The organism is Propionimicrobium lymphophilum DSM 4903, from assembly GCF_000423485.1.
Taxonomy (GTDB): domain Bacteria; phylum Actinomycetota; class Actinomycetes; order Propionibacteriales; family Propionibacteriaceae; genus Propionimicrobium; species Propionimicrobium lymphophilum.
Window position 1 is genome coordinate 24,705 of sequence record NZ_AUIB01000010.1, and the last position, 14,707, is coordinate 39,411.

At 57.3% G+C, this 14,707-nt stretch carries 8 protein-coding genes; 6 read left to right on the forward strand and 2 right to left on the reverse strand.

Annotation, left to right across the window (positions count from 1 at the left end; genetic code table 11):
- Positions 1–23: 23 nt before the first annotated feature.
- Positions 24–890 (reverse strand): endonuclease domain-containing protein, encoded by an 867-nt coding sequence (locus G556_RS0106405; protein ID WP_028822177.1) that lies wholly within the window; start codon positions 888–890, stop codon positions 24–26.
- A gap of 411 nt (positions 891–1,301) precedes the next feature.
- Here G556_RS0106405 and rplJ point away from each other — a divergent pair, with 411 nt between their 5' ends.
- From rplJ to G556_RS0106430, 5 genes are all read left to right on the forward strand, one after another.
- Positions 1,302–1,922, forward strand: a complete 621-nt coding sequence (rplJ, locus tag G556_RS10475; RefSeq protein ID WP_036916160.1) for a 50S ribosomal protein L10 — start codon at positions 1,302–1,304, stop codon at positions 1,920–1,922.
- 26 nt (positions 1,923–1,948) lie between these two features.
- The gene (rplL, locus tag G556_RS0106415) at positions 1,949–2,344 is read left to right on the forward strand and encodes a 50S ribosomal protein L7/L12 (RefSeq protein WP_016455339.1); all 396 of its coding nucleotides are present in this window, start codon (positions 1,949–1,951) and stop codon (positions 2,342–2,344) included.
- 53 nt (positions 2,345–2,397) lie between these two features.
- Positions 2,398–3,306, forward strand: a complete 909-nt coding sequence (locus tag G556_RS10480) for a polysaccharide biosynthesis protein (protein WP_016455340.1) — start codon at positions 2,398–2,400, stop codon at positions 3,304–3,306.
- Positions 3,307–3,772: 466 nt separating this feature from the next.
- Positions 3,773–7,264 carry a DNA-directed RNA polymerase subunit beta gene (gene rpoB / locus G556_RS0106425; protein ID WP_028822178.1) on the forward strand — a complete coding sequence of 1,164 codons (3,492 nt, stop codon included), beginning with the start codon at positions 3,773–3,775 and terminating at the stop codon, positions 7,262–7,264.
- 57 nt (positions 7,265–7,321) lie between these two features.
- Positions 7,322–11,212 carry a DNA-directed RNA polymerase subunit beta' gene (locus G556_RS0106430; RefSeq protein ID WP_028822179.1) on the forward strand — a complete coding sequence of 1,297 codons (3,891 nt, stop codon included), beginning with the start codon at positions 7,322–7,324 and terminating at the stop codon, positions 11,210–11,212.
- A gap of 97 nt (positions 11,213–11,309) precedes the next feature.
- Here the strand turns inward: G556_RS0106430 and G556_RS0106435 are convergent, their stop codons facing one another.
- The gene (locus tag G556_RS0106435; protein WP_028822180.1) at positions 11,310–12,059 is read right to left on the reverse strand and encodes a TetR/AcrR family transcriptional regulator; all 750 of its coding nucleotides are present in this window, start codon (positions 12,057–12,059) and stop codon (positions 11,310–11,312) included.
- Between the two features lie 108 nt (positions 12,060–12,167).
- Between G556_RS0106435 and G556_RS0106440 the strand changes: the two genes are divergently transcribed.
- Positions 12,168–14,687 carry a YhgE/Pip domain-containing protein gene (locus tag G556_RS0106440; RefSeq protein WP_028822181.1) on the forward strand — a complete coding sequence of 840 codons (2,520 nt, stop codon included), beginning with the start codon at positions 12,168–12,170 and terminating at the stop codon, positions 14,685–14,687.
- Positions 14,688–14,707 lie beyond the last annotated feature (20 nt).

The window sequence follows — 14,707 nt, forward strand, 5'->3', positions numbered from 1 at the left end:
GTTTGGCAGAAAAATTAATTTGTCTATTGCCAGCTACGGCACTTCAAAGTTGAAGCGACTTGCTTGATCACTTCTTTGGGGGAGCGCCTAATGGCTCGCGGAGTGATGTGAAGGACTATCCACCCTTCTGCCGTGAGCAGGTTGTGTCGAGAGCGGTCCTCGTGAAAAGCGGTTTGGTTTAGGTGGTACTTTTCGCTGTCGATCTCGATCGCGACTTTCTGTTCTTCGAAAGCTATGTCGAGGATGAAATTCCTCCCAGAAATTTTTGTGGTTATGTTTCCACGCCATCCGGTTATCCCGAAGGCGTTCAGTAGTTCTTGCATTTCGAGTTCGGGCAACGACCACGGATTCCCGCGAGCTTTAGTTACGCAGTCAAGATTCCTCAGCGATGACCGTTCCGGCAGTCGTTGGTAGGCCTTGATTAGGGATTCTGCGCTCACGACCTTTCTTCTGAGCGCCTCGCAAAGCGCAGAGTAGTCGTCGTTTAGGGACATGTGAAAAACAGAGATTTCGGGAGCTGCAACGAAGCCTGATCCCCAGGAAGTCTTGAGGTCATCGGGTATGGATGCCCTCGTGAAGCGAAACTTTGGGTACTGTCTGGCAGAAAACTGCGCCGATTGGCAGGCTGCAGTTATGAGTTCTGGCTTGAGATCAGGCATGAATTGGAGCTTTGCTGCGATTTCACCAAGCAAGACAAAATTCGGGTTGTAGATGAGCGCTGCGGCCGCCAAAGTAAGCGGGTCGTTTTCGAGGTGACTCTGGCAGTAAACACCCGGGAGGAGCTTCGTTATTTTCTTCGAAGCTGCGGCTTTTGCTAGCCCGTAGCGGACAGCTCTGTTGTCTTTGCTGCGTAAAATACCGGGTGCTGCGTACGAAAAGTGCTTCTTCACGGCGTAACCATTGTCGAAAGCGTGAAGGAAAAATCACCGTGACAACACTGAAGCGATGCTGCCAATGTTTACCAAGATAGTTTTCCTGCCAAACTCAACTCGCTAACGCGACGCTACGGGCCGAAGTTTTACGTTTGCCCTAGTCAGAGAGTTTTTGGAGCAAAGCTGCTGCGCTGAGCCTCTTTTGAGCGTTGAGATTGGCAGAAAAACGTGGTGTTGCAGCAATTTTGTCCTGCCTGGCCTATGGGCTAATGTTTGTCGAGCCGTAGACCGCAGGTGGAAACTTAATGCGAAAGCGCCCGCGCAGGTGCCGTTCTTGTGACGTTTAGTCACAAATACCCGGGCATCTGTGCGCCGGGTTTTCTTTTTCTACTCGCGCAACGCGGCGTTAATGAAGTGGAAGGAGAACCAATGGCGAGGCCAGATAAGGCAGCTGCTGTTGCAGAGCTGAAGGAAAAATTTAGCAACTGCGCCGCTGCTGTGCTGACTGATTACCGTGGTCTGACCGTTGCTGAGATGAAAGATCTTCGTCAGCAGCTGGGTGCGGACACGAGCTACGCCGTTGCGAAGAACACGCTTGCTGCTATCGCTGCTAAGGAAGCCGGCATTGAGGGTCTTGACGACCAGCTGGCCGGCCCGACCGCTATCGCCTTCATCAATGGCGATATCGCAGTTGCTAGCAAGACTATGCGTAGCTTCGCAAAGGAACAGCCGCTTCTGATTGTCAAGGGCGCTGTGCTCGAGGGCAAGGTTATGGACGCCGACATGGCGAAGAAACTTGCCGATCTCGAGTCCCGCGAGGTGCTACTGGCCAAGCTGGCTGGCGGCATGAAGGCCAGCATGAGCAAGGCTGTTGCCACCTTCGCCGCTCCGCTTTCCAAGGCTGCACGCCTGGTTGGCGCCCTCGAAACCAAGGCCAAAGAAGACCCGTCGGTAATCGGCGGTGCAGGCGAGGCTGATCAGAAGCCGCAGGCGCAAGAAGCAAAAGAAGAATCTACCGATGTGGCGGCCGATTCCGCCGCGAGCGAATAAATACATCAAGAAAGGACGCCACAATAATGGCTAAACTGAGCACTGAAGAGCTGCTTGAGCAGTTCAAGGAAATGACCCTGATCGAGCTTTCCGATTTCGTGAAGGCTTTCGAGGAAGAGTTCGACGTTGAGGCTGCCGCTCCGGTTGCCGTCGCTGCTGCTGCCGCTCCGGCTGCTGCTGGCGGCGAGGCTGCTGCTGCAGACGACGCCGATGCCGAGGTTGACGTTATCCTCGACTCCTTCGGCTCCAACAAGATCGCCGTCATCAAGGAGGTTCGCGCTCTGACTGGTCTCGGCCTGAAGGACGCTAAGGACCTGGTTGAGGGCGCTCCGAAGCCTGTCCTCGAGAAGGCTAAGAAGGAAGATGCCGACAAGGCTAAGGCTGCTCTGGAAGAAGCCGGCGCAACCGTCTCCTTCAAGTAGTAATTACTTAAGAAATATCGCCCGACTTTTGTCGGGCGATATTTTTATATGCGATGGACGAATTCTTTTCCGGCAAGACGGTACTCATCACGGGTGCGGGCGGCAGCATCGGCGTTGAGCTTGCCGAGCGCTTGAGCGGGTGTTGCCGATTGGTTTTGTTAGACCGCGACGAGTCCGCGCTGCACGCCGCCCAATTGCGTCTCTATGGCAGGGCGAATCTTGCCGATGACGGCATCATCCTCGCGGACATTAGAGACGAGCAGACAATTTTCGACCAAATTGCGTCTCTTCGTCCCGATGTCGTCTTTCATGCCGCTGCGCTGAAGCATGTGGTCGCTTTAGAGAAGTTTCCTGCCGAGGCTTGGAAGACCAACGTTCTTGGCACGTTGAACGTTCTGCGTGCCTGCGTCGAGGCCGGCGTGGATACGTTCGTCAATGTTTCGACGGATAAAGCCGCGCAGGCGTCCTCGGTTTTAGGTAAATCGAAAAGGATCGCCGAGGGACTGACCGCGTGGGCGGCTCGGCAGAGCGGTCGGCAATACCTCAGCGTCCGGTTTGCCAATGTATTGCACACTCGCGGATCCGTCTTCGACACCTGGAATGCGCAGATTTGTGCGAGCGGGCCGCTAACGCTAAGCGACGATGATGCCACGAGATTCTTTATCACGAAAGATCAAGCGGTCGAGGTACTTCTAGAGGTGGCCCGATCCGGAGCTGCCGGTGAGGTGCTGGTTTCGACCGACTCGAAAGAACTTCGGATGCTAGACCTCGCTCGCCAAGCCATCGCCGATAGCGGCAGAGATATCGAAATTATTCGGACCGGTCTCGGTGCGGGGGAGCGAATGCACGAGAGCTTGGTTGGGGTGGATGAGGTCGTCGTACCTTCTCCGGGTAAGGGGTATTTGCGCTTGGTGACAGAGCCTTTAGCTCCAGAAGATCTTCGCGTGGAGATGCTGAGCTAATAAGCAGATCGGCGCGAAGGTTCTCGGGGTTGCCAGAATCTAATGTGGACAGCGGAATTTCGTCGTAGCTCGGCTTTAACTTAAGCGATGCTTTTTCTGGCCTCACGAACCGGGCCCGTGAGACCAGACTAGGCGATGATTAAGTAATCAGGAGATGGGGATGAGAACCCTCTAATCTTGCGGCGGTCGTAAACGTAACGATTGTGAGTTCTAAGGCCTGAAATGCTTGGAAATGCGCCTAGTAGTCGCTACAGTCGTTAATGTTCAGTGATGAAACGGCCTCGCGATTTTAAAATAGTTCGGCGAGTCTCAACCGGCAGTGGAAACATTGTCGGCTACTTTTGCTATGTAGATTTGCCTACATGCCTAATTTTGGTTAAAGTCAATCCTTGCCCTAACGCTTTCACGTGCCCGATTTGACTCGGGTCGTTTAGCGTGCACTGAACCTTCTTGGAAGGATTGCATCTTGGCCGCCTTGCGCAATGCCTCGAAGAATAGAAATGTTATATCGCCTAGCGGGCGTATCTCCTTTGCGAAGATCGCTGAGCCGCTAGAGGTACCGAATCTGCTCGATCTGCAGATCAAGTCCTTCAACTGGCTGGTCGGTAATGCCGACTGGCAGGCTGAAGTGGACGAAGCCCTGGCACAGGGTCGTACCGACATCAATACAGTCTCAGGCCTCGAAGAAGTCTTCAAAGAGATTTCTCCCATCGAGGACTTTGCTCAGACAATGTCTCTGAGCTTCCGCGACTACCGCTTCGAAAACCCGAAGTACTCGGTTGAGGAATGTAAGGACCGCGACGCCACCTACGCGTCGCCGCTGTTCGTCACCGCGGAGTTCATGAACAACGAGTCCGGCGAGATTAAGAGCCAGACCGTTTTCATTGGCGACTTCCCGCTGATGACCGACAAGGGTACCTTCATCATCACCGGCACCGAGCGCGTGGTCGTTTCCCAGCTCGTTCGTTCGCCTGGCGTGTACTACGAAGTGCTGCCCGATAAGACCTCCGATAAGGACATCTACACGTGTAAGGTCATTCCTTCGCGCGGTGCCTGGTTGGAGTTCGAGATCGACAAGCGCGACACCGTCGGCGTGCGTCTCGACCGCAAGCGTAAGCAGAACGTCACCGTCCTGCTGAAGGCTCTCGGCTGGAGCGAGGATCGCATCCTCGAGGAGTTCGGCCAGTATGAGTCCATGCGCATGACGCTGGAGAAGGACACCGTCACCACAACCGACGAGGCCCTGCTCGACATCTACAAGCGTCTGCGTCCCGGTGAGCCGCCGGCGCGCGAGGCCGCTCAAACGCTGCTGAACAACTACTACTTCAACGACAAGCGTTACGACTTGGCAAAGGTTGGTCGGTACAAGATCAACCAGAAGCTCGGCCTGAACCTGCCGTTCGACAAGCGCGTCCTGACCATGGACGACATCGTCGCAGCGATCCACTACATCTGCGCACTCCACGAGGGCGTAGAGGAGGTTACCAACTCCGAGGGCGTCGACATCCTGGTTGAGGCCGACGACATTGACCACTTCGGCAACCGTCGTCTGCGTACCGTCGGCGAGCTGGTGCAGAACCAGCTTCGCACCGGCATGGGCCGCATGGAGCGCGTCGTTCGCGACCGCATGTCCACCCAGGACGTCGACTCCATCACCCCGCAGTCGCTGATCAACATTCGTCCGGTCACCGCTGCGCTGAAGGAGTTCTTCGGAACTTCGCAGTTGAGCCAGTTCATGGACCAGAACAACCCGCTGGCCGAGATGACCCACAAGCGTCGTCTTTCCGCGCTTGGTCCTGGTGGCTTGAGCCGCGACCGTGCGGGCATGGAAGTCCGTGACGTCCACCCGTCTCACTACGGCCGTATGTGTCCGATTGAGACCCCTGAAGGCCCGAACATTGGTCTGATCGGTTCGCTGGCAACCTTCGCCCGCGTCAACGCCTTCGGCTTCATCGAGACCCCGTACCGTAAGGTCGTAGACGGCAAGGTAACCGACCAGATCGATTACCTGACCGCAGCCGAGGAAGACCGCTACAACATTGCTCAGGCGAACTCGGAGCTCAACGCCGACGGCAGCTTCGTCGAAGACCGCGTTACAGTTCGCGTTCGTTTCGGTGACGTCGACGAGGTTCCCCCGAGCGAGGTCGGCTACATGGACGTTTCGCCGCGCCAGATGGTGTCGGTCGCAACCGCACTGATTCCGTTCCTCGAGCACGACGATGCATCTCGAGCTCTGATGGGTGCGAACATGCAGCGCCAGGCCGTTCCGTTGATCAAGACCGAGGCTCCTTACGTGGGCACCGGCATGGAGTACCGCACTGCTACCGACGTCGGCGACGTCGTCATGGCTAACAAGACCGGTACCGTCACCGACGTTTCGGCCGACATGATCGAGATCGCTAACGACGACGGCACTTACCAGACCTTCCGTCTGGAGAAGTTCAATCGTTCGAACGCGGGCACTTGCGTTAACCAGCGCCCGATCGTCCACGTCGGTCAGCACATCGAGCCGGGCACGCCTCTGGCCGATGGTCCTTCCACCGACAACGGCGAGCTCGCTCTCGGCCGCAACCTGCTGTGTGCGTTCATGCCGTGGGAAGGCCTCAACTACGAGGACGCGATCATCCTCAGCCAGCGCGTTGTTAGCGAAGACCTGCTCACTTCGATTCACATCGAAGAGCACGAGGTCGACGCTCGCGACACCAAGCTTGGCCCCGAGGAAATCACCCGCGACATCCCGAACGTCTCCGACGACATGCTCGCCAACCTCGACGAGCGCGGCATCGTCCGCATCGGCGCCGAGGTGACCACCGGCGACATCCTGGTCGGCAAGGTTACGCCTAAGGGCGAGACCGAGCTCACCCCGGAGGAGCGCCTGCTTCGCGCAATCTTCGGCGAGAAGGCGCGCGAGGTTCGCGATACCTCCATGAAGGTTCCGCACGGCGAGACCGGCATCGTGATCGGTGTTCGCGTCTTCGACCGCGACGAGGCCGACGACGAGATGCCCCCTGGCGTCAACCAGATGGTGCGCGTCTACGTCGCCCAGAAGCGTAAGGTTCAGGAGGGCGATAAGCTCGCTGGCCGTCACGGTAACAAGGGCGTCATCTCCAAGGTGCTTCCGGTCGAGGACATGCCGTTCCTCGAGGATGGCACCCCGGTCGACATCATTCTGAACCCGTTGGGTGTTCCTAGCCGAATGAACTTGGGTCAGGTGCTCGAGCTTCACCTCGGTTGGATCGCTCACTCCGGTTGGGACCTGGACGACGTCGAGGGCGAATGGGCCGACCGCCTGCGCGAGGTTGGTCTCGGCCACGTCGATCCGGGTGCGCGAGTCGCCACTCCGGTTTTCGATGGCGCCAACGAGGAAGAAATCACCGGTCTGCTCGAAAACGGACTGCCCACCGAGGACGGCCACAAGCTGGTCGGCGCCAGCGGCAGGGCCACCGTTTACGACGGCCGCACCGGACGTAAGTTCCCGGAGCCGGTGGGTGTTGGCTACATGTACATGCTGAAGCTGCACCACCTGGTCGACGACAAGATCCACGCCCGTTCCACCGGTCCTTACTCGATGATTACGCAGCAGCCGCTGGGTGGTAAAGCCCAGTTCGGTGGCCAGCGTTTCGGCGAGATGGAGGTTTGGGCACTGGAAGCCTACGGTGCCGCATGGGCGCTGCAGGAGATGCTCACTATCAAGTCCGACGATGTCGCAGGCCGCGTGAAGGTCTACGAGGCGATCGTCAAGGGCGAGAACATCCCCGAGCCAGGCATTCCGGAATCGTTCAAGGTGCTCGTCGAAGAGATGAAGTCGCTGTGTCTGAACGTCGAGGTCCTCGGCAAGGACGGCCAGATCGTTGACCTTCGGGAAAGCGATGACGACTACCGCGCAAGCGAAGACTTGGGCATCGACCTGTCTAGGCGTCCCGGAGCTGATTCTTCGTTCGCTGTTGACGAAATCTGAGCCTCCAGCTCAGACCCTCAAACAACTTTTCGACTTCAGTAGGAAAAAGAGATAACTGTGCTGGATACCACTAATTACGATCAGATTCGAATCAGGCTGGCTTCGGCCTCCCAGATTCGGGATTGGTCCTTCGGTGAGGTTAAGAAGCCGGAGACCATTAACTACCGCACGCTCAAGCCGGAGCGCGACGGTCTCTTCTGCGAGAAGATTTTCGGCCCGACCCGCGACTGGGAGTGTGCTTGCGGTAAGTACAAGCGCGTCCGCTTCAAGGGCATCGTGTGTGAACGTTGTGGCGTGGAGGTTACCCGCAGCAACGTTCGTCGCGAGCGCATGGGACACATCGAGCTGGCCGCTCCGGTCACGCACATCTGGTACTTCAAGGGTGTGCCGAGCCGTCTGGGTTACCTGCTCGACGTCGCCCCGAAGGACCTGGAGAAGGTCATCTACTTCGCGGCATACATGATCACGAAGGTCGACACCGACGCCCGCGATCGCGATCTGCCGAGCCTCGAGGCTAAGGTTTCGACCGAGCGCAAGCTCATCACGAGCCGTCTCGACGCCGACATTGCCGAGCGCTCCAAGAAGCTAGAGGAAGACCTCGAACGTCTTGAAGAAGAGGGCGCAAAGTCCGACGTCAAGAAGAAGATCAAGGACGCCGGCGAGAAGGATCTGCGCGCCATTCGCAAACGTGCGCAGCGCGAAAGCGACCGCCTGGACGCCGTCTGGAGCAGGTTCAAGACCCTCAAGGTTCAGGACCTAGAGGGCGATGAGATCCTCTACCGCGAAATGAAGAAGCGTTTCGGCAAGTACTTCGAGGGCTGCATGGGCGCTGAGGCTATTCAGCGTCGTCTCGCGGATTTCGACCTCGACGCCGAATGCGAGAAGCTTCTCGAGATCATCAAGACTGGTAAGGGCCAGCGCAAGACTCGCGCACTGAAGCGTCTCAAGGTGGTTCGTGCTTTCCAGGGCAATTCGGATTCTATGCAGGGCATGGTTCTGGACGCCGTTCCGGTTATTCCGCCGGATCTTCGTCCGATGGTTCAGCTCGACGGTGGCCGTTTCGCAACGTCCGACCTCAACGACCTTTACCGCCGTGTCATCAACCGCAACAACCGTTTGAAGCGTCTGCTTGATCTTGGTGCGCCTGAGATCATCGTTAATAACGAGAAGCGCATGCTCCAGGAGTCGGTCGATTCGCTGTTCGATAACGGTCGCCGCGGCCGCCCGGTCACTGGACCTGGCAACCGTCCGCTGAAGTCTCTGTCCGACATGCTCAAGGGCAAGCAGGGTCGTTTCCGTCAGAACTTGCTGGGTAAGCGTGTTGACTACTCGGGTCGTTCCGTTATCGTCGTTGGTCCGCAGTTGAAGCTGCACCAGTGTGGCCTGCCGACGCAGATGGCTCTGGAGCTCTTTAAGCCGTTCGTAATGAAACGCTTGGTTGAGCAGAACTATGCGCAGAACATCAAGAGCGCTAAGCGCATGGTCGAGCGCCAGAGGGCCCATGTTTGGGACGTTCTGGAAGAGGTCATTAAGGAGCACCCGGTTCTGTTGAACCGTGCACCTACGCTGCACCGTCTGGGTATTCAGGCGTTCGAGCCGCTGCTGATCGAGGGCAAGGCTATTCAGCTGCACCCGCTCGTTTGTGCCGCGTTCAACGCTGACTTCGACGGTGACCAGATGGCTGTTCACCTGCCGCTGAGCTCCGAGGCCCAGGCAGAGGCTCGCATCCTGATGCTGTCGGCTAACAACATTCTGAAGCCTGCGGACGGCCGTCCGGTTGCGCTGCCGAGCCACGAGATGATCATCGGCATGTACTACCTGACCATGGATGTCGACGGCCTGCCCGGCGAGGGACGTGCGTTCAGCAGCCCCGAAGAGGTCACCCTGGCCTACGACAGGAACGAGATTGACATTCGTTCGAAGATCAAGGTCAAAGTGCAGGATATGGTTCTGCCTGAATCGCAGGCCGACCGCAAGCGTGCAGATGGCTCTGCAGTCATCGACACCACAATGGGCCAGTTGATCTTCAACAAGGTTCTGCCGGAGTCCTTCCCGTTTGTGGATTACCTCTGCGGCAAGAAGCAGATCAGCGCCATCATCAACAGGCTGAGCGAAGAATACCCCCGCACGGTCGTCATCGAGACCCTCGACGCTTTGAAGGACCTCGGTTTCCGCTGGGGTACCCGTTCCGGCGTCACGATTTCTATCGGCGACGTCGAGACTCCTGGCAACAAGGCAGACATGATGGCCTCCTACGACGCCAAGGCAACCAAGATCGACAAGCTCTACGAGCGGGGTGCGGTTACAGACGACGAACGTCGTCAGGAGCTCATCCACATTTGGACTGACGCTACGACCGAGCTGACCAACGCGATGGAGAAGAACTTCTCCAAGACGAACCCGATCTTCATGATGGTGAACTCGGGTGCTCGAGGCAACATGACTCAGATGCGTCAGATCGCTGCTATGCGTGGTCTGGTGGCCAACCCGAAGGGTGAGATTATTGCTCGCCCGATTAAGTCGAACTTCCGCGAGGGCCTGACCGTTCTCGAGTACTTCATTTCGACGCACGGTGGCCGAAAGGGCCAGGCCGACACCGCTCTGCGTACCGCAGACTCCGGTTACCTGACCCGTCGTCTGGTCGACGTCTCGCAGGACGTCATCGTCCGCGAGAAGGATTGTGGCACAGAGCGCGGCCTGTTCAAGACCGTCGGTGTTCGTGGCGAGGATGGCGTGCTTCGTGCCGCAAGCAACGCTGAGACCTCTCTCGAGGCCCGCAACCTGGCCGTCGACGCAGTTGACGCCGAGGGTAACGTTGTTGTTCCGGCTGGCACCGACCTGACCTCTATCGAGGTTGCGAAGCTGCTGGCTGCCGGCATCGAGCGCGTCAAGGTTCGTTCGGTTCTCACCTGTGAGTCCCAGGTCGGCATCTGCGCCATGTGCTACGGCCGTGGCCTGGCGGACGGCAAGCTTGTCGACGCCGGCGAAGCCGTGGGTATTCAGGCTGCGCAGTCGATTGGTGAGCCGGGCACCCAGCTTACGATGCGTACCTTCCACACCGGTGGTGTTGCAGGTGACGACATCACGCAGGGTCTGCCTCGTGTTGTCGAGCTCTTCGAGGCCCGCGTGCCTAAGGGCAAGGCTCCGATCGCCGAGGCCGATGGCCGCGTCAAGCTGGAGGAGTCTGACCGTGGCCGCAAGCTGATCATCGTCCGTGATGACGGCCAGCCGGACATCGAGTACTCGATTCCGCGCCGTGCTCGCCTGGAGTTTGAGGATTCAAACCGAGTTCGTCACTCCATCAAGGACGGCGATCACGTCTCCGTTGGCGATCAGCTGACTGGTGGCACCATCGACCCGCACGACGTCCTGCGCGTTCAGGGTGTTCGCAAGGTTCAGGAGCACCTGGTGGCCGAGGTTCAGAAGGTGTACGCCACGCAGGGTGCGCCGATTCACGACAAGCACATCGAGATCATCATCCGTCAGATGATGCGTCGCATTACCGTCATTGAGTCGGGCGACACCGAGATGATGCCGGGTGAGCTGGTGGATCGTCAGCGTTACGAGCAGGAAAACCGTAAGGCTGTCACCGAGGGTGGCAAGCCTGCAGAGGGTCGCCCGGTGCTGATGGGCATCACGAAGGCCTCTCTTGCTACGGATTCCTGGCTGTCCGCTGCGTCATTCCAGGAGACCACCAAGGTTCTGACCGACGCCGCTATCAACGGCAAGTCGGATCACCTTGAGGGTCTGAAGGAGAACGTCATTCTCGGTAAGCTGATCCCTGCCGGTACCGGTCTGGATCGTTACTGCAACATCCGTGTTGAGCCCACAGCCGAAGCTAAGGCTGGCGCCTTCACGATGAGTTACGATCCGTTCGATTACGACTTCGGTGCTGGTTCCGGTGACGCGGTTCCGCTGGATGATCTCGACTTCAGCGATCTGCACTAAAGCAAATAACTTAACGGGCGTCGGTTATCCGACGCCCGTTTTGTTTTTGGTCAATTTTTCGCAGTTTGGCCGTATTTATCACGCCGGCCTTGCGGGATTAGTTTCCGTCTTTGGGCTCGTCTTTTAACTTAATCAGCGCTTCCGCGACTGAAGATAAGTCGTGGCTATTTGCGTCGTCGTACAGCGCATTGTCGAATACTTCGCTGTATCCCCAGTTGATCAGCAGTTTTCGAAGGGCGCGCGTGCCGATTTTAGAGTAGGCGTTGTTTGCCGTAAGTACCGAGTCGATGATGGCCTCTACCGCTTGCGCGATTTCCTTCAGGAGGCTGCGGATGGGTTTAGCGGGAGTGGGGTAGCGCAACGCGTATCCGCGCAACTCCTGCATCAGTAGATAGCTTTCTTGGTCATCTGGCAAAGCCTCAACTATCTGGCCAGCAATTTGGCCAAGTGTCTGCTGGCGCTTTGGCTGCCGCTCAATCCATTGTCCAAGTTTTTCCGCAAGCAGTTTGTTGACTTCCTCGATTTCGTCTGGAAGCTCTTCTTGTGGCTCTCCGATGCGTGCCAAAAGCGTCTGAACGATGTAGCGCCATAGCCCGCGTGTCAGGTCGACCAAAAAGCTCGGCATGTCAGAAAAGTTTGAGTAGAACGCACCTCGTGTGAAGCCGGCCTTTTTGCAGATGTCGCCGACAGAGGTGGCGCCAACGCCCTTTTCGACGATTAGTTTTCGACCAGCGTCAAGTAATTTGGTTTGAGTTTCTTTCCGTCGTTTGGAAGCGCCCTCTGTAGCTAGCCGATCCAACATCTTTGCTCTACGGGCGCTGATTGTTTGGGCGGCCTTATTTCTCATGCTTCGATCCTAATCTGTGCAGCAGCGATGACTCGTCATTTCATAGTTCGATACATATGTGTATTCTAGTTCTGTTCGTTTTGGATACACCTCTGTATTGAAGGTTTGATGAAGAAAAGAAAGCATCTGGTTGCCAACATCGTTGTCGTAACAGCACTGGTACTGATTCCATTGCTGTACGCGAGCGTCCTGACTTCCGCTTACCACGACAACACTGCAAACATCTCTCGGGTTACAGCAGCAGTAGTCAACGAAGATGAACCCGCGCAGTTCGAAGGGCAGCGCTTGGCTGTCGGCCAAAGCCTCACCGAGAAACTCTTGGCGGGAGACGGCGGATTCAGATGGAAGCAGATGGAAAGCCAAGATGCAGACGATGCTTTGGCCGAAGGGAAGGTCCGGGCAGTGCTGAAGATGCCGGTCAATTTTTCTGCTGCGGTCGCAGGGTTGGGTGACTTCGAAAAAGACCCCGAAGCGACGCAGCTATCACTGACGACGGATGACGGCGTCAACTATTTGTCTGGAACGCTGGCTGCGACTGTAGCCGCCAATCTGGAAAATTCCCTAACCTCAGAGATCGCAAGCCAGTACATCTATAACGTATTGAACGGATTCGGTATCGTCGACGAAAAGCTCGCAGACGCGCAGAATGGGGTTGCTCAACTATCTGATGGGTCTGCCAGGCTGACCTCTGGTCTTAGCGAGCTGGAAAATGGTGCAGTTCGTGCTGACGCAGCAGGCGTGCGTCTCGCCGATGGAGCTACCAAAATCCAAAATGGCGCCGACTCGTTGGCCAATGGATCGGTTCAACTACGTGACGGCCTCCAGGCGTCGGCGCCTGGTGCCGAGAAACTCGCCGATGCATCCGGTCGGCTTGCCCAAGGCACTCAGACTATGAATGGCTACATGCCCGAGCTGGGTTCCGCGACTGACCGACTTGCGAGCGGTAGCGCGAAGCTGGTGGGCGGCTTGGCTTCGTTCGCCGAAGCCCTTTCTCGCTATACCACTGGCGCGGATCAACTGGCAGCGGGAATTGGTGAACTGAACGCAAAAATGCCCGCTCTGCAGGAGGGTGCTGCGAAATTAGGGCAGGGCTCCGCAGACTTGAACTCAGGACTCGCCTCACTTAGCGATAATTCAGTTGTCTTGGCCCAAAAACTGGGTCAGGCTAAAGCAGGGGCGTCAGAGCTGCAAACCGGAGTCACCCAAGCGGCTAACTCGATACAACAGCTGAGCAATGCGTGTGCCGCCTTGCATACCGGACAAGATCCGATATGCGTCTCGCTCGCTAATCTCAACGAGCAGCTTCCGCAAGCGGTTGCAGGCACTCAGAAACTGACTTCAGGGGTGGCTCAGGCATCCCAAGCGGCAGGCCAGTTATCTGCCGGAGCAAAATCTCTGTATTCGGGAAGCGAGGCGTTGAATCAGGGGGTCCAGTCGCTTGTAGTGGCTATTGGTGACGAGGACGACGGTCTTGTCGAGGGCGTTAACAGGCTAAACGTAGGTGCTAACAAGCTGGTCGGACCCTACGACGAACAAAACAAAACGAGGCTGAACTCTTCGGCACTGATCGCTGGATTCAGTGAGATATCCGATGGCTCAAGCGAACTGGCTTCTGGCATGAAAGCGCTAGATTCGAAGGTCCCCAGATTGGCAAACGCAGCAAACGCGTTAGGTAGCGGAAGCCAGCAGATAGCTTCCGGCAGCGCGGCTCTCGCATCAGCGCAGACCAGATTGCTCCAGGGAGCTAACGACCTTGCGGCTGGACAAGGTTCTCTGGCATCCGGGGTAGGCGAGCTTTCGTTCGGTAGTCGGACGCTGTCCGAAGGATTGACTTCCCTTAAGCAGGCGAGCTCGACCGCCAAACAAGGCAGCGGAAAAATCGATGATGGTCTAAATTCCCTCAAAGATGGCATTCAAGAGGGTCGCCAAAGCCTTCCCAAGGTTTCTGCCGAGCAGGCTCAGGACAGAGCGGACGTAGCGGCAAGCGCTGCCCAAGTGAATGCCTTGCGAAACAATCCGGTCAACTCGAATGGCGCTGGGTTCGCCCCGATGTTCATGACGCTGGCCATGTGGGTTGGTGGAATCGGCATTTTCATGGTTATCCCAGCGGTCGATCGGCGCTTGAAGAATAAGCCGTGGCGCATCGCTGTGGGACGAACCACAGGTACGGCAATCCTGCTTGGCGTGGCCCAGGCAGTATTGATCAGTCTTGGATCGAATTGGCTTTTGGGGCTGGGGACGGAAAACTTGCCTGCACTCGTCGCCGTATGTCTGGCCGGCTCGCTGGCATTCGTCATCTTCAACCAGGCGTGCGTGGCAGTGTTTGGGTTCAGGGGACGCTTCATCTCGCTGGTGCTTATCGTCCTGCAGATCGGATCGATGGGAGCTACATTCCCCATCGAGACCAGCCCGCAATTCTTCCAGGTGATCAGGCCTTGGCTGCCTATGACATACGTGAGCCAGGGGATCCGGGCTGCGATCAGCGGAGGAGGAGCTAACAACGCGATATCACTGGCGCTTTTGTTCTCTGCCGGCATGTTGCTTATGTCGATAGCTCTAGTGGCGCTCGCAACTTGGCGTCGCTGGCGCTACGCCGACAAGCAAGAGAAGCTAGCCGTCGCCTCCTGAGACGCTGAACGCGGGCCTCA

Coding starts and splice junctions, on each gene's coding strand:
- G556_RS0106435 (WP_028822180.1), bottom strand. CDS start 12,059: ATGAGAAATAAGGCCGCCCAAACAATCAGCGCCCGTAGAGCAAAGATG.
- rplJ (WP_036916160.1), top strand. CDS start 1,302: ATGGCGAGGCCAGATAAGGCAGCTGCTGTTGCAGAGCTGAAGGAAAAA.
- G556_RS0106440 (WP_028822181.1), top strand. CDS start 12,168: ATGAAGAAAAGAAAGCATCTGGTTGCCAACATCGTTGTCGTAACAGCA.
- G556_RS10480 (WP_016455340.1), top strand. CDS start 2,398: ATGGACGAATTCTTTTCCGGCAAGACGGTACTCATCACGGGTGCGGGC.
- rplL (WP_016455339.1), top strand. CDS start 1,949: ATGGCTAAACTGAGCACTGAAGAGCTGCTTGAGCAGTTCAAGGAAATG.